The organism is Dryocola sp. LX212 (genome assembly GCA_041504365.1).
In the GTDB taxonomy this organism is placed as follows: domain Bacteria; phylum Pseudomonadota; class Gammaproteobacteria; order Enterobacterales; family Enterobacteriaceae; genus Dryocola.
This window is the reverse complement of record CP167917.1, coordinates 1533181-1547458: the sequence shown is the minus strand read 5'-3', so window position 1 is coordinate 1547458 and position 14278 is coordinate 1533181. Positions and strand designations below refer to the sequence as shown.

Genomic DNA, 14278 nt, shown 5'->3' with positions numbered 1-14278 from the left:
TATCCACCCTACAACACAAAATCCCGCGGCGGATGGCACTTCGTTTATCCGGCCAATATTATTAACTTTTCAGGAACCTACCGTGATAGATCTGCGCAGCGACACCGTAACCCGCCCTTCCAGAGCCATGCTCGAACGTATGATGGCCGCGCCGACCGGCGATGACGTCTACGGTGATGACCCGACGGTCAACGAACTGCAGGCGTATGCCGCAAAAATCAGCGGTAAAGAGGCCGCTCTGTTTTTGCCAACCGGCACGCAGGCCAACCTCGTTGCCCTGCTGAGCCACTGCGAGCGCGGCGAGGAGTATATCGTCGGTCAGCTGGCGCATAATTATCTCTACGAGGCTGGCGGTGCCGCCGTACTGGGCAGCATCCAGCCTCAGCCCATAGAGGCCAGTCAGGACGGCACGCTGCCGCTTGATAAAGTCGCGGCAAAAATCAAACCAGACGACATCCACTTTGCCCGCACAAAATTACTCAGCCTTGAAAACACCCACAACGGCAAAGTCCTTCCTCGCGAATATTTCCAACAAGCGTGGGAATTCACCCGCAACCACAACCTGGCTCTGCACATCGATGGCGCGCGTATTTTTAACGCCGTGGTTGAGTATGGCTGCACGCTGGAAGAAGTTGTGCGCTACTGCGACTCCTTCACCATCTGCCTGTCAAAAGGCCTGGGTACGCCGGTGGGTTCACTGCTTGTGGGCAGCCACGATTACATAAAGCGCGCTATTCGCTGGCGTAAAATGGTTGGCGGCGGGATGCGCCAGGCGGGAATTCTGGCGGCGGCAGGGCTGTACGCGCTGGAGAACAACGTCCAGCGACTGAAAGAAGACCATGCCAACGCCCACTGGCTGGCTGGTGAGCTGCGTGAAATCGGCGTCGATGTCAGCCGCCAGGATACCAATATGGTCTTCGTTCGCGTGCCAGCGGAAGAGACCGATAGCCTCGGCAAGTTTATGCGCGAGCGTGGCGTACTGATGAGCGCTGGAGCCGTTACTCGTCTTGTCACACACATTGATGTCAGCCGCCAGCAGCTCGCCGAAGTGGTTAACCACTGGCGCGCCTTCGCACAACGCTGAAAAGGGAGTCAGGGAAGATGACGCAGCCGCAAAAAATTCTCGTACTTGGCGCAAGCGGGTATATTGGCCAGCATCTGGTGCCGAAGCTTGTTGAAGCCGGGCATCAGGTTGTGGCCGCTGCCCGCCGTGTGGAGTGGCTGAAGAAGCAGCAGTGGCCGGGCGTCGAGTGTCGCCACGTAGATTTACAGTGGCCACACCACCTCCCCGAGCTGCTCGCGGGCGTGGATACGCTCTACTATCTGGTGCATAGCATGGGTGACGGGCCGGACTTCGTGGCCCATGAACGGCAGGCGGCGCTAAATCTGCGCGACGCGCTCGCCGGTCAGCCCGTAAAACAGATTATCTTCTTAAGCTCGCTCCAGGCGCCCAACGGCGATCGGAGTTCTGACCACCTGCGCGCCCGCCAGCTCACAGCGGATATTCTGCGGGATTCCGGCGTGCCGCTTACCGAACTGCGGGCCGGGATTATCATCGGTGCTGGTTCGGCGGCCTTTGAAGTGATGCGCGACATGGTCTATAACCTGCCTGTCCTGACGCCGCCGCGCTGGGTGCGATCGCGAACAACTCCCATCGCGCTGGAAAACCTTCTTTATTATCTGGTTACGTTGTTAAAGCATCCTTCGCAGGAAAACCGGCTATTTGAAGCCGCCGGACCGGAGGTGCTCAGCTACCAGCAGCAGTTTGAAAAGTTCATGGCTATCAGCGGACGCCGCCGCCCTTTGATTCCGGTGCCGCTGCCCACCAGCTGGATCTCCGTCTGGTTTCTGAATGTGATCACCTCCGTGCCGCCAACGACCGCGAAGGCGCTGATCCAGGGGCTTAAACACGATCTGCTGGCGGACGATCGTGAGCTGAGAGCGCTGATCCCGCAGCAGCTCATCTCGTTCGATGACGCGGTGCGCGCAACGCTTGCCGACGAGCACAAATTAGCCAACTCTCAGGACTGGGGATACGATGCGCAGGCCTACGCCCGCTGGCGTCCAGAGTACGGCTTCTTCCCGAAACAGGCGGGCTGCACCGTAGAAACCAGCGCCAGCCTTGCGGCTATCTGGGAAGTGGTAAACCAGCTGGGAGGCAAAGAGGGCTATTTCTTTGGCAATGCGCTCTGGAAAACCCGCGCGTTTATGGATCTGCTGGTTGGTCACCGGCTGGCTAAGGGCCGCCCGGCTCATCCGATGCTTAAGGTGGGCGATACAGTGGATAGCTGGAAAGTCATTATTGTCGAACCGCAAAAGGAGCTGGCGCTGCTGTTTGGCATGAAAGCTCCGGGACTTGGCAGGCTGACCTTCACGCTGAATGATAAAGGCGATAAGCGAACGTTGGACGTTCGGGCGTGGTGGCATCCGCACGGCACCGCAGGGCTGTTCTACTGGCTTGTGATGATCCCCGCCCATCTGTTCATTTTTAAGGGGATGGCGCGGAGAATTGTAAAATTAGCCGAACAATGTTCGCACAAGGCGTATCCTTAGTTCTTATTCTTACTGCTCTTACTCTTTTATTCATTGCAAGCGCTGCCGTTTCACGGAAAAATGCGCAGCGTTAATCTCAATCAAAATGAGTTGGTCGACATGAAGGTACTGGTCACGGGCGCCACCAGCGGTTTAGGCCGAAACGCGGTCGAATATCTGCGGGCCAAAGGCATAAGCGTACGGGCCACGGGCCGCAACGAGGCCATGGGCAAGCTGCTGCAAAAAATGGGCGCAGAGTTTGTCCATGCCGACCTGACGGAGCTCGTCTCCTCGCAGGCAAAAGTGATGCTGGCGGATGTCGACACGCTCTGGCACTGCTCGAGCTTTACCTCTCCCTGGGGAACCCAACAGGCCTTTGATCTGGCTAACGTGCGCGCCACCCGCCGGCTGGGCGAATGGGCCGTGGCCTGGGGCGTGCGCAACTTCATTCACATCTCCTCCCCGTCGCTCTATTTTGATTACCACCACCACCGCAACATCAGCGAGGATTTTCGCCCGGTCCGCTTCGCCAATGAATTCGCCCGCAGCAAAGCCGCCAGCGAAGAGGTGATCCAGCTGCTGTCGCAGGCAAACCCGCACACGCGCTTCACTATTTTGCGTCCGCAAAGCCTGTTCGGACCGCACGATAAAGTGTTCTTCCCGCGCCTGGTGCAGATGATGCGCCACTACGGCAGCGTGCTGCTGCCGCGTGGGGGAGACGCGCTGGTAGATATGACGTATCTGGAAAACGCCGTACATGCGATGTGGCTGGCAACCTGTCAGGATAACCTGCCGTCTGGCCGCGCCTACAACATTACTAACATGGAAGCGCGTCCGCTGCGCACCATCGTGCAGAAGCTGATTGCTGAACTGGGCATTGAGTGTCGTATTCGCTCCGTGCCCTACCCGATGCTGGATATCATCGCTCGCGGCATGGAAAAATTTGGCAATAAAGAGTCCCGCGAACCGGCGCTGACGCACTACGGCGTCTCTAAGTTGAACTTCGATTTAACGCTGGATACGACAAGGGCAGAAACGGAGCTGGGCTACCAGCCTGTCGTCTCCCTTGATGAAGGTATTCGCCGTACCGCGCTGTGGCTGAAAGACCACGGTACGCTGCATCGCCAGAAGGGCTGACCTCAGCCCTGCCCGTATTTTTCCAGCAGCGCTTCTGCAATCGCCTGACTTTGTGCATCCGCCACGCCGTTATACAGCGCCGGGCGAAAATGCATCTGGAAGGCGCTAATCACCCTACGCTGCTCTGCCTTCGTCATCCCCCTGTTCACCTGATAACCATAGCGCGACAGCAAATCCAGCAGGCTTGCGGTGTCCACCGGGGAGTATGGATCGCGCCCGTTAAGATAAAAAGCTACGCGTGCTGCATCCGGCCAGGCGCCGATGCCCTTTTCCGCCAGCTGCTGCCAGGGGAAGAGCGGGCCCGGATCGACCTTGCGCTGGGGAGCAACATCACCATGCGCCACCACGTTCTGCGGGGCGATGTGATAGCGTTCGATAATGTCTTTCGCCAGCTTTTCCAGCACGTCTATCTGCGGGGCGTTAAACGGGTAAAACTGTTTTACGCTGCCGTGGCGCGTATAGCCGGTGTTCTCCAGCTCAATACCAATCGAAGTATCGTTGATACGGGTTGCGCCACGCCAGAAGCTGACACCTGCATGCCATGCAAGCTCGCTTTCAGGCACCAATTGCCAGATTACCGGCTTGCCGCCGGACAGCGGAGGGGTATTGGGAATGAGATAGTGTGAACTAACGTTGGCGCCGGTCAGCGTGGTCAGCGAGCCGTGGAAATCATCGGCGGTATAATGAATAACCAACACTTTTACACGCGGGTAAGCAGCTTGCGCCCGGCGGCTGGCGTCGATTTTATAGCTGCCCTTATCGACGATGACCTTTTCGACGCTGTCCTTCTCGCTGGCGCAGCCCGCCAGCAACGTGGCGACCAGCAGCGCGGCAATACGACCATTCATCAGCGGGTTTTCACTGCGGTGCCGGTAATGCTGACCATCAGCATGCTGCTGTCTTTGCCCACGGTTTCGTAATCAATATCGATACCGACGACGGCATTGGCCCCCAGGCCTTCGGCCTGCTCCTGAAGTTCGCGAAACGCGATTTCACGCGCTTTTCGCAGCTCCTTTTCGTAGGCACCCGAGCGCCCGCCTACGATATCGCGTACACCCGCAAAGAAATCTCTGAAAATATTGGCCCCAAGAATAGCCTCCCCGGTGACCACACCGCAGTATTCCGTGATGCTCTGCCCTTCCAGGGTTGGGGTTGTTGTAAATTGCATTGCCTTCTCCTCTCTTTGGATCAATATCTTAGCGCACGGTCTGTCACGCATTTTGACAGCGATACGCTATGCTAAGGTAGACCTCCAGCAAAAAATAAGGAAATAAAAATGCGCAGCTCCGTTTTGGTTCTTCTGCCGTGCGCCATGATTCTCTCGGCCTGTACGACAGTGACTCCTGCTTATAAAGATATTGGCACCCGCAGCGGCTCGTGCATTGACGGCGGCCCGGATACCGTGGCGCAGAAGTTTTATGACTACCAGATTGCCCATAAAGCGCAGGGTACCGCCGCGCTGACCGGAATGCGTCCGTACCTCAGCGATGCGCTCGCTCAGGACCTGCAGAAAGCCAGCGCCTCCCCTAATGCTCAAAATGCCTTTATGCGCGGCAATATCTTCTCCAGCAGCGCGGACGGGGCGGACAAGGCGGACGTTGCTTCTGCCTCCACCATTCCGAATACCGATGCACGCAACATTCCGCTTCGCGTGAACTTGAGCAAAGGTAGCCTTAACTGGCAGGATGAAGTGCTGATGATCCGCGAAGGGCAGTGCTGGGCCGTGGACGACGTGCGTTACCTGGGCAACAACAGCCATGCGCCTTCCGGCACCCTCCGTCAGGCCATTGAAACCAACTGATCGACACGCCGCTGCAATCGTAAAGGGGTTAAATTCATAACCCCTATAAATAGTCTGGAGTTTATGCATAACGCCGACATTTATTCTTACCCCCATCCCGCCCCGCTATTTTGTGCTACTTTTAAGTATAGATCCCGGTTGTTTTTTAAGTTTTCACGCACAAAGATTGCATAACTATTCTGTTAAAGGTAATCTTTGCGGCCTCAATTGCTATGTAACCCGCAACGAATGAGCATTCAACTAAACGGCATAAACTGCTTTTACGGCGCGCATCAGGCGCTGTTCGATATCACCCTTGAGTGCCCGCATGGCGAAACGCTGGTGCTGCTTGGGCCAAGCGGAGCGGGCAAAAGCTCGCTGCTGCGCGTACTGAACCTGCTAGAGATGCCGAAATCCGGCCAGCTCAACATTGCGGGTAATCATTTTGACTTCGTGAAAGCGCCCGGCGATAAGGCGATTCGCGAACTGCGTCAGAACGTTGGCATGGTGTTCCAGCAGTACAACCTGTGGCCGCACCTGACCGTGGTGCAGAACCTGATCGAAGCGCCCTGCCGCGTGCTGGGGTTAAGCAAAGATCGGGCGCGCGCCCGTGCCGATAAGCTTCTCGAACGTCTGCGCCTGAAACCGTACATGGATCGCTATCCGCTGCACCTGTCCGGTGGTCAACAGCAGCGCGTGGCGATTGCCCGTGCGCTGATGATGGAGCCGCAGATCCTGCTGTTTGATGAGCCAACCGCCGCGCTCGATCCCGAGATCACCGCGCAGATCGTCAGCATCATTCGCGAACTGGCAGAAACCAACATTACTCAGGTCATTGTTACGCACGAAGTGGAAGTGGCGCGTAAAACCGCCAGCCGCGTGGTGTATATGGAAAATGGCCATATCGTGGAGCAGGGTGACGCGAGCTGCTTTGCTAATCCACAGACCGATGCGTTTAAATTCTATTTATCACACTGATGTTGAACGGGAAAATGACAATGAAAAAAGTTTTGCTTGCCACATTGCTTGCCGGTTTGAGCCTGAGCGCCACGGCGGCACAAACCATTCGTTTTGCCACAGAAGCGTCTTACCCTCCGTTTGAATCCATGGATGCCAGCAACAAAATCGTTGGTTTCGATGTCGATCTGGCTAACGCCCTGTGTAAAGAGATGGAGGCGACCTGCACCTTCTCTAACCAGTCTTTTGACAGCCTGATCCCAAGTCTGAAATTCCGCCGTATCGACGCGGTCATGGCCGGTATGGACATCACGCCAGAGCGAGAAAAGCAGGTGCTGTTCAGCAGCCCGTACTATGACAACTCCGCGCTCTTCGTGGGCCAGAAAGGCAAAGTTGCCGATATCTCCGCACTGAAAGGCAAGAAAGTTGGCGTGCAGAACGGCACCACGCACCAGAAATTCATCATGGATAAACATCCGGAAATCACCACCGTCCCTTACGACAGCTACCAGAACGCGAAGCTGGATCTGCAAAATGGGCGTATCGATGCGGTATTCGGTGACACAGCAGTAGTGACCGAATGGCTGAAAGCCGAACCGAAGCTGGCACCGATTGGTGACAAAGTGACGGATAAGGGCTACTTCGGCACCGGTCTGGGCATCGCGGTTCGTCAGGGCAACACTGACCTGCAGGCGAAGTTCAACACCGCCCTTGCCAAAGTGAAGCAGGATGGGACCTACGAGACCATCTACAAAAAATGGTTCCAGAAGTAAGCCGCCTGAATGAACGAAATTTTTCCATTAGCAAGCGCCGCCGGGATGACCGTCGGCCTTGCCGTTTGTGCACTGGTCATCGGCCTTGCGCTGGCGATGATCTTTGCCGTCTGGGAGTCCGCCAGCTGGCGTCCCGTAGCATGGGTCGGCTCCGCGCTGGTCACCGTGCTGCGCGGGCTGCCTGAAATTCTGGTCGTCCTCTTTATCTACTTCGGCTCTTCTCAGCTGCTGCTGACCCTGTCGGACGGCTTTACCCTGAACCTTGGATTTGCCCAAATTCCCGTTCAGATGCAGATCGAGAACTTCGACGTCAGCCCGTTCCTGTGTGGCGTTATCGCCCTCTCCCTGCTCTATTCCGCCTACGCTTCGCAGACGCTGCGCGGCGCGTTAAAAGCGGTGCCCGTCGGGCAGTGGGAATCCGGCCAGGCGCTGGGGCTGTCGAAAGTCGCTATCTTCTTCCGCCTGGTGATGCCGCAGATGTGGCGTCACGCGCTCCCCGGCCTGGGAAACCAGTGGCTGGTGCTGCTGAAGGATACCGCGTTAGTGTCACTTATCAGCGTGAACGACCTGATGCTGCAAACCAAAAGTATTGCGACCCGTACCCAGGAGCCGTTTACCTGGTACGTGATTGCCGCCGCTATCTACCTGGTGATTACCCTGCTCAGCCAGTACATCCTTAAGCGTATCGATCTGCGCGCCACTCGCTTTGAAAGGAGACCGGGCTGATGCTTGAGTATTTACCGGAGCTGATGAAAGGGCTGCATACCAGCCTGACGCTGACCGCTGCCTCCATCGTGGTGGCGCTGATTCTGGCGCTGATTTTCACCATCATCCTGACGCTGAAAACGCCGGTGCTGGTGTACATCGTCCGTGCGTATATCACGCTGTTCACCGGCACGCCGCTGCTGGTGCAGATCTTCCTGATTTACTACGGGCCGGGCCAGTTCCCTTCGATTCAGAACTACCCGGCGCTGTGGCACCTGCTTTCCGAGCCGTGGCTATGCGCGCTGATTGCCCTGTCGCTGAACAGCGCCGCCTACACCACGCAGCTGTTCTACGGTGCGATTCGCGCCATTCCGGAAGGGCAGTGGCAGTCCTGCGGTGCGCTGGGGATGAGCAAGAAAGACACGCTGGCAATTTTGCTGCCTTATGCATTTAAGCGCGCCCTCTCTTCCTACTCTAACGAAGTGGTGCTGGTGTTCAAAAGTACCTCTCTGGCCTACACCATTACGCTGATGGAAGTGATGGGCTACGGCCAGCTGCTGTATGGCCGTACCTACGACGTCATGGTGTTTGGCGCAGCGGGGCTGGTCTATCTGGTGGTCAACGGTATTCTGACGCTGCTAATGCGGCTGATAGAACGCCGGGCGCTGGCGTTTGAACGGCGGAGCTAAACGGCAAAACAAGGCGGGGATTTCCCCGCCTTTTTATTATCCCGGTAAATATAAATATACAATTTTATTGCATATAAATTCACGCACTGGCAAGGTTATCTGACGTCGGGAAACGACGATTTCATAACAACACGACAGACGGGAGCAGCACCTATGAAGAAGTTATTTTTGGCCGCCATGTTCGCAACAACCGCATTCAGCACCGCCGCCGCAGATAAAATCAGCTTCGGTTCCTCGGCGACCTATCCGCCTTTTGAATCGCTGAACGCCAGCAGCCAGATCGTCGGGTTTGATATCGATCTCGCCAAAGCATTATGCAAACAGATGCAGGCCGACTGTACCTTTACCAACCACGCCTTCGACAGCCTCATCCCGTCGCTGAAGTTCCGTAAGTACGATGCTGTTATTTCGGGTATGGACATAACCCCCGAGCGCAGCAAGCAGGTTGCTTTCACCGATCCGTATTACGCCAACTCCGCAGTGGTTATTGCAAAAAAAGGCGCGTTTAAGTCGCTGGATGAGCTGAAGGGCAAGCGTATCGGGATGGAGAACGGCACTACACATCAGAAGTATTTGCAGGATAAACATCCGGAGATTAAAACCGTCTCTTATGACAGCTACCAGAACGCGATTATTGACCTGAAAAATGGCCGTCTTGACGGGGTGTTCGGCGATACCGCCGTGGTCAACGAGTGGCTGAAAACCAATCCGCAGCTGGGCACGGTGGGCGAGCACGTCACCGACCCGCAGTACTTCGGCACCGGCCTGGGCATTGCGGTACGTCCGGATAATAAGGCTCTGTTGAAAAAACTGAATGACGCGCTGGCGGCCATTAAAGCCGACGGAACGTACCAGAAAATCAGCCAGCAGTGGTTCCCGCAGTAAAGATTAGCTAACGGCGGATGACGCGCTGCTTATCCGCCCTTCAGAACGTAGGTCGGATAAGCGTAGCGCCATCCGGCATCTGCAGAACATTCAGGCCACCTTCACCAGCAGCACCAATACTTCGTAGTGCGCGGTATGCGGGAACATATCTAAGAGCTTCACGCGCTCAACCCGGTAGCCGGAAAGCGAGGCGATATCCCGGGCCATGGTCTGAGCATTACAGCTTGAATAGATGATGTGCTGCGGGGCCATATTGTTGAGGAAGTAGCACAGCGCCTGGCCAATACCGCGACGCGGCGGATTCACCAGCACCAGGTCGGGCATGTCGCTCTGCTCAGTCGCGAACCGGGTAGAGTCCAGCGCCTGAAAATGAATGTCTTTTAGCCCCAGCCTGTCCGCCGACTGGCGCGCGCTGGCGATAGCCTCCGGCGAAATTTCAATCCCCGTCAGCTTCATCTCAGGCGTTGCGCAGTGCAGGCCAAAGCCGCCCACGCCGCAGAACAGATCCCACATGTGCTTTACCGGCAGCGCACTGACCCAGCTGCGGGCCGTCGCATACAGCGAGGCGGCTACCGTCGGGTTTGTCTGGAAGAAGCTTTGCGGACGGATATACAGCGGCACACCGTTGAAGCTCTCTTCAAGCGCCCGCTGTTCGCTTAACGGTATCTCCTGCTCTCCTTCCATAATTGCCATATGCACCGGCTGGATATTCGCGGAGATAACCTTCAGCTGCGGAAGCTGCTGTTGCAGCCACGGCAGCGCGGCGCGCAGCTGCTCAAGCTTGGCTTCGGAGCGCAGGACAAAGCGCAGCATCAGGCCACCGTCCAGCTGGCTTTCCGTCAGCAGCAGATACTTCAGCTCACCGCGCTTGCGCGAGACGTTGTAAGGCGTCAGCCCGGCGCGGGCAATAAAAGGTTTAAGCGCGGTAAATACGGCCTGGAAAGAGGCGGGATAAAGCGGACAGTCGGTTAAGTCTTCGGGCGTGCCGTCGCGATGCAGCATGCCCAGCAGCGGTTTTTCCACGCTGCCGCTGACGACCATTTTGGCTTTATTACGAAACGCTTGTTCAGGACCGCTGACCGGATCACTCCACTCTTTAACCGCCGTATCCTTCAGCAATAGCTGAAGATCGTTCATCTTCGCGGTGAGCTGATCGGTGACCGGCTGTTCAATCCACTGGCAGGAGCGGCAGCGACCGGCCTGATAAAGCGCGCAATGCATAATGAAATCCTGAAACGGGGGAGCGCAGAGTGTACCACCACGCGCTTACTGAAGTTTGAAAAAAAGCCTGCTGCGAGAGGGAACAAAAAGCAGGAAAAGCACCAGCAGATCCGGCAGCTTCTGGGTCATCAGGGAGCGGAAAATCTCGCGCTTTGACTCACCGGGAATACTGAACAGTTCGGGATAGCCCCAGCCCAGGGAAGCGGTCCACAGGTAGCCGACCGAAATCACCTGCGTAGCCAGAAACAGCCAGCGCCCCCAGCTTCGGCCTTTAAGAATGACGAACGCGCAGCGTACCTCGACGCACAACATCACCAGGCTGCCGAAGAAGATCAGCGTCAGCGGCCAGGTTTGCACGCTGCGGTGAACAAAATCCAGTATGCCCCGCACGCCGAGCAGGTTAAGCAGCATCAGCAGGTCCAGAAGCCGGGTCGAAAGAATAGCAATAGCCGCCACTGCGACAAGCGTAGGGACGTTTAATTTGGCCTGGTTATTACGTCGCTTCCTGAAAATTTGCTTAACCTCGCGTTCCATACGACACAGTGCCGCAAAACGGCGGCACTGGAGGCAATAATGATTACAGATTTTAAGCGTTTCAGCTACGCCTTGCACGCTGGATATCGCGCAGCCGCTGCTTTTCTGCTCGCGCCATAAACCACCATGCTATGAATCCTATTATACCGACAACGCCAAGAATAATAGACGCCAGAGCATTTATTTCTGGATTAACGCCCATACGCACGCTGGAGAAAACCAGCATCGGCAGCGTTGTCGCACCGGGCCCTGAAACGAAACTCGCAATCACTAAATCGTCCAGCGAGAGCGTAAAGGCCAGCAGCCAGCCGGAAATAATCGCCGGGGCGATCATCGGCACGGTGATGACAAAAAAGACTTTTAGCGGCGTTGCCCCCAGATCCATAGCCGCCTCTTCGATTGAGCGATCAAGCTCCCTCAGGCGCGAGCTGATAACCACGGAAACATAGGCGGTACAGAACGTTACGTGCGCAAGCCATATAGTCAGCATGCCGCGGTCGCTCGGCCAGCCGATAGCGTGTCCCAGCGCCACAAAAAGCAGCAGCAATGACAGGCCGGTGATGACGTCCGGCATAACCAGCGGCGCGGTGAGCATAAAAGCAAAACCCGTTGAGCCCCGGAAAGTGCCGAAGCGCACCATCACCACGGCGGCTATCGTCCCCAGCACCACGGCCATAGTGGCCGCTGCCGCCGCGATTGTCAGGCTGAGCCCCACGGCGTTCATCATCGCCGAGTCCTGGAACAGCGCCACGTACCAGCGCGTAGACCAGCCCGCCCATACAGTCACCAGTTTTGAACTGTTAAACGAGTAGATCACCAGCATCAGCATCGGCGCATACAGGAAGGTAAAGCCGATAATCAGGATCAGAATCCGCCACGGAGAGCGTACAACCGGCAGGTTATTCATGCGTGATCCCCCGTCATTTTATTCTGGTATTTGTGAAACCACATGATCGGCACGATCAGCAACAGCAGCATGATAATGGCGACGCCCGAAGCCACCGGCCAGTCGCGGTTATTAAAGAACTCCTGCCACAGGACGCGGCCAATCATAATGCTGTCCGGCCCGCCGAGCAGCTCCGGGATGACAAACTCCCCTACCGCGGGAATAAACACCAGCATCGACCCGGCGATAATTCCGCCTTTGGTCAGCGGCACGATGACGCTGAAAAAGGTCTTCAGCGGGCGGGCCCCTAAATCCATAGAAGCCTCCACCAGCGAATAGTCGATGCGCGTCAGCGCGGTGTAAATCGGCAGCACCATGAACGGCAGATAGGCATAGACGATGCCGATATACACCGCGAGATTGGTATGCAGAATGGTCAGCGGCTGATCGATAACCCCCAGCCATATCAGCACGTTGTTCAGCACACCGTTGTTTTTCAGAATGCCCATCCAGGCGTAAACGCGGATCAGAAACGACGTCCACGAAGGCAGGATCACCAGCAGCAGCAGGATATTCCGCGTAGAGGGCTTGCTGTGCGCTATCGCCCAGGCGAGCGGATAGCCCATCGCCAGGCAGCAAAGCGTTGAGATACCGGCAACCTGAAGCGACTGCAAATACGCCTCCGCGTAGAGCGGATCGTCCGTCAGCTGGAAGTAGTTGGCAAAGTTAAGGGCTATCTGGAGCTGGTCATCCGCCCATGTCGCCAAATCCGTGTACGGGGGTATGGCGCGCGCCATCTCCGCAAAGCTGATTTTAAAGACGATGAGAAACGGCAGCATAAACAGCAGGATCAGCCACAGGTACGGCAGGGCTATCACCAGCTTGCGGCCATGCTTCATCTGTACGCGCGCCAGCCAGGGCTTAAACCCGCTGGCGGGTGGCGTAGCCGAACGTTCGGTAATCAGACTCATGGTGCCCCCTAAACCGTCAGAACCACGCAGCTGTCCGCGTCCCAGCACAGGCGGACTTCATCGCCCCAGGTCGGCGCGCCTTTGCGGTAGCGGCGATCGTTCTGCATCTGTGAGCTGATCATCTGCCCGCTTTTCAGGCGCACGTGATAAATCGAGAGGTCGCCCAGGTAGGCAATGTGCACCACTTCGCCCACCGCAAAGTTGAAGCCCTCCGCGGGCGGCTCGTCGCAGAGCATGACCTTTTCAGGACGCAGCGCGACGTACACCGGCACGTTGTCGACCACGGACGCATCCGGATCTACTTTTAGCGGGTGGATTAATCCCGGGCTGTCTATCACCAGACCGTCTGCTTCGCGCGATTTCAGTAGCCCCTCAAAAACGTTTACCGATCCGATAAATTCGGCGCTGTAGCGGGTCGTCGGGTGTTCGTATATCTCTTCCGGTTCGCCGATTTGCACGAACTTACCGCGGTTCATAATGGCGATACGGCCGGCCATGGTCATCGCTTCTTCCTGATCGTGCGTCACCATCACGCAGGTCGCCCCGACGCGTTCGAGGATATCCACCACCTCCAGCTGCATGCGGTCACGCAGCTTTTTATCAAGCGCGCCCATAGGCTCATCAAGCAACAGTAGCTTCGGGCGCTTCGCCAGGCTTCGCGCCAGGGCCACGCGCTGCCGCTGGCCACCGGAAAGCTGGTGGGGCTTTCGTTTGGCAAACTCCTGCATATGCACCAGCGCAAGCATCTCCTGTACGCGCTGGGCAATCTCCGTCTTCGGCAGCTTGTCCTGCTTCAGGCCGAAGGCAATGTTCTGCTCAACGGTCATGTGCGGGAACAGTGCGTAGGACTGAAACATCATGTTGATTGGCCGCTGGTAAGGCGGCACGTGTGAGAGATCCACGCCGTCCAGCATAATCTGCCCGGCGCTGGGCGGCTCGAAACCCGCCAGCATGCGCAGCAGCGTCGACTTGCCGCAGCCGGATGGTCCGAGCAGCGCAAAAATTTCGCCTTTATAAATGGTCAGGCTGACGTCGTCCACGGCGTGCTGTCCGTCGAAAGACCTGGTCAGGTTGCGGATTTCCAGCAGCGGCGTGAGCGCCCTGCGCGTCTTCGCCTGCGGGCGGGGAATTGCGTCGTTCAATTATGTTGCTCTCCGGCAAAAGCAGATAAGGGTACGGCCCGGTTGCCGTACTAATAACGCGACGCG

At 56.9% G+C, this 14278-nt stretch carries 16 protein-coding genes; 9 read left to right on the top strand and 7 right to left on the bottom strand.

Translation table 11 applies throughout. The annotated features are described in order from the left end of the window. Nucleotides 1-82: 82 nt before the first annotated feature. From ltaE to ACA108_07460, 3 genes are all read left to right on the top strand, one after another. The gene (gene ltaE / locus ACA108_07470; GenBank protein ID XEX97333.1) at nt 83-1084 is read left to right on the top strand and encodes a low-specificity L-threonine aldolase; all 1002 of its coding nucleotides are present in this window, start codon (nt 83-85) and stop codon (nt 1082-1084) included. 17 nt (nt 1085-1101) lie between these two features. Beyond that, a complete protein-coding gene (locus tag ACA108_07465; protein ID XEX97332.1) occupies nt 1102-2553 on the top strand; it encodes a DUF2867 domain-containing protein in 1452 nt (483 codons plus the stop codon). A gap of 99 nt (nt 2554-2652) precedes the next feature. Further along, complete coding sequence (locus tag ACA108_07460; protein ID XEX98046.1) at nt 2653-3669, top strand: NAD-dependent epimerase/dehydratase family protein; 1017 nt, start codon at nt 2653-2655, stop codon at nt 3667-3669. Nucleotides 3670-3671: 2 nt separating this feature from the next. Here ACA108_07460 and ACA108_07455 read toward each other — a convergent pair whose 3' ends face one another. Continuing rightward, the gene (locus tag ACA108_07455) at nt 3672-4517 is read right to left on the bottom strand and encodes an N-acetylmuramoyl-L-alanine amidase (protein ID XEX97331.1); all 846 of its coding nucleotides are present in this window, start codon (nt 4515-4517) and stop codon (nt 3672-3674) included. After that, nucleotides 4517-4837, bottom strand: coding sequence for a heavy metal-binding domain-containing protein (locus ACA108_07450; protein XEX97330.1), 321 nt, complete (start codon nt 4835-4837; stop codon nt 4517-4519). Before ACA108_07450 ends, ACA108_07455 begins: the two co-directional genes overlap by 1 nt. Before the next feature lie 108 nt (nt 4838-4945). On the opposite strand from ACA108_07450, the gene ACA108_07445 reads away from it, so the two are divergent. The 6 genes from ACA108_07445 (at nt 4946) to artJ (ending at nt 9458) form a co-directional block, all read left to right on the top strand. Then, complete coding sequence (locus tag ACA108_07445) at nt 4946-5470, top strand: lipoprotein (protein ID XEX97329.1); 525 nt, start codon at nt 4946-4948, stop codon at nt 5468-5470. A 228-nt stretch (nt 5471-5698) separates the two neighbouring features. Continuing rightward, nucleotides 5699-6427, top strand: a complete 729-nt coding sequence (gene artP / locus ACA108_07440) for an arginine ABC transporter ATP-binding protein ArtP (protein XEX97328.1) — start codon at nt 5699-5701, stop codon at nt 6425-6427. A gap of 20 nt (nt 6428-6447) precedes the next feature. Continuing rightward, on the top strand, nt 6448-7179 hold the full coding sequence (artI, locus tag ACA108_07435; protein XEX97327.1) for an arginine ABC transporter substrate-binding protein ArtI: 732 nt from the start codon (nt 6448-6450) through the stop codon (nt 7177-7179). Between the two features lie 9 nt (nt 7180-7188). Continuing rightward, nucleotides 7189-7905, top strand: a complete 717-nt coding sequence (gene artQ, locus ACA108_07430) for an arginine ABC transporter permease ArtQ (protein XEX97326.1) — start codon at nt 7189-7191, stop codon at nt 7903-7905. Then, a complete protein-coding gene (gene artM, locus ACA108_07425) occupies nt 7905-8573 on the top strand; it encodes an arginine ABC transporter permease ArtM (protein XEX97325.1) in 669 nt (222 codons plus the stop codon). The genes artQ and artM overlap by 1 nt, the downstream gene beginning before the upstream one ends. A 153-nt stretch (nt 8574-8726) precedes the next feature. After that, the gene (gene artJ, locus ACA108_07420) at nt 8727-9458 is read left to right on the top strand and encodes an arginine ABC transporter substrate-binding protein ArtJ (GenBank protein ID XEX97324.1); all 732 of its coding nucleotides are present in this window, start codon (nt 8727-8729) and stop codon (nt 9456-9458) included. A 90-nt stretch (nt 9459-9548) separates the two neighbouring features. On the opposite strand, the gene rlmC is transcribed toward artJ, so the two are convergent. The 5 genes from rlmC to potG all read right to left on the bottom strand — a co-directional run bounded on the left by rlmC (nt 9549) and on the right by potG (nt 14212). Next, nucleotides 9549-10679, bottom strand: a complete 1131-nt coding sequence (rlmC, locus tag ACA108_07415) for a 23S rRNA (uracil(747)-C(5))-methyltransferase RlmC (GenBank protein ID XEX97323.1) — start codon at nt 10677-10679, stop codon at nt 9549-9551. Nucleotides 10680-10724: 45 nt separating this feature from the next. Further along, complete coding sequence (locus ACA108_07410; protein ID XEX97322.1) at nt 10725-11213, bottom strand: YbjO family protein; 489 nt, start codon at nt 11211-11213, stop codon at nt 10725-10727. A gap of 61 nt (nt 11214-11274) precedes the next feature. Continuing rightward, the gene (gene potI / locus ACA108_07405; protein ID XEX97321.1) at nt 11275-12120 is read right to left on the bottom strand and encodes a putrescine ABC transporter permease PotI; all 846 of its coding nucleotides are present in this window, start codon (nt 12118-12120) and stop codon (nt 11275-11277) included. After that, nucleotides 12117-13070, bottom strand: a complete 954-nt coding sequence (potH, locus tag ACA108_07400; GenBank protein ID XEX97320.1) for a putrescine ABC transporter permease PotH — start codon at nt 13068-13070, stop codon at nt 12117-12119. Before potH ends, potI begins: the two co-directional genes overlap by 4 nt. Nucleotides 13071-13078: 8 nt before the next feature. Beyond that, nucleotides 13079-14212, bottom strand: coding sequence for a putrescine ABC transporter ATP-binding subunit PotG (gene potG / locus ACA108_07395; GenBank protein XEX97319.1), 1134 nt, complete (start codon nt 14210-14212; stop codon nt 13079-13081). Between the last annotated feature and the right edge of the window lie 66 nt (nt 14213-14278).

Coding starts and splice junctions, on each gene's coding strand:
- artQ (XEX97326.1), top strand. CDS start 7,189: ATGAACGAAATTTTTCCATTAGCAAGCGCCGCCGGGATGACCGTCGGC.
- artJ (XEX97324.1), top strand. CDS start 8,727: ATGAAGAAGTTATTTTTGGCCGCCATGTTCGCAACAACCGCATTCAGC.
- artM (XEX97325.1), top strand. CDS start 7,905: ATGCTTGAGTATTTACCGGAGCTGATGAAAGGGCTGCATACCAGCCTG.
- potI (XEX97321.1), bottom strand. CDS start 12,120: ATGAATAACCTGCCGGTTGTACGCTCTCCGTGGCGGATTCTGATCCTG.
- ACA108_07460 (XEX98046.1), top strand. CDS start 2,653: ATGAAGGTACTGGTCACGGGCGCCACCAGCGGTTTAGGCCGAAACGCG.
- ACA108_07450 (XEX97330.1), bottom strand. CDS start 4,837: ATGCAATTTACAACAACCCCAACCCTGGAAGGGCAGAGCATCACGGAA.
- artI (XEX97327.1), top strand. CDS start 6,448: ATGAAAAAAGTTTTGCTTGCCACATTGCTTGCCGGTTTGAGCCTGAGC.
- artP (XEX97328.1), top strand. CDS start 5,699: ATGAGCATTCAACTAAACGGCATAAACTGCTTTTACGGCGCGCATCAG.
- ACA108_07455 (XEX97331.1), bottom strand. CDS start 4,517: ATGAATGGTCGTATTGCCGCGCTGCTGGTCGCCACGTTGCTGGCGGGC.
- rlmC (XEX97323.1), bottom strand. CDS start 10,679: ATGCATTGCGCGCTTTATCAGGCCGGTCGCTGCCGCTCCTGCCAGTGG.
- ACA108_07465 (XEX97332.1), top strand. CDS start 1,102: ATGACGCAGCCGCAAAAAATTCTCGTACTTGGCGCAAGCGGGTATATT.
- ACA108_07445 (XEX97329.1), top strand. CDS start 4,946: ATGCGCAGCTCCGTTTTGGTTCTTCTGCCGTGCGCCATGATTCTCTCG.
- potH (XEX97320.1), bottom strand. CDS start 13,070: ATGAGTCTGATTACCGAACGTTCGGCTACGCCACCCGCCAGCGGGTTT.
- ACA108_07410 (XEX97322.1), bottom strand. CDS start 11,213: ATGGAACGCGAGGTTAAGCAAATTTTCAGGAAGCGACGTAATAACCAG.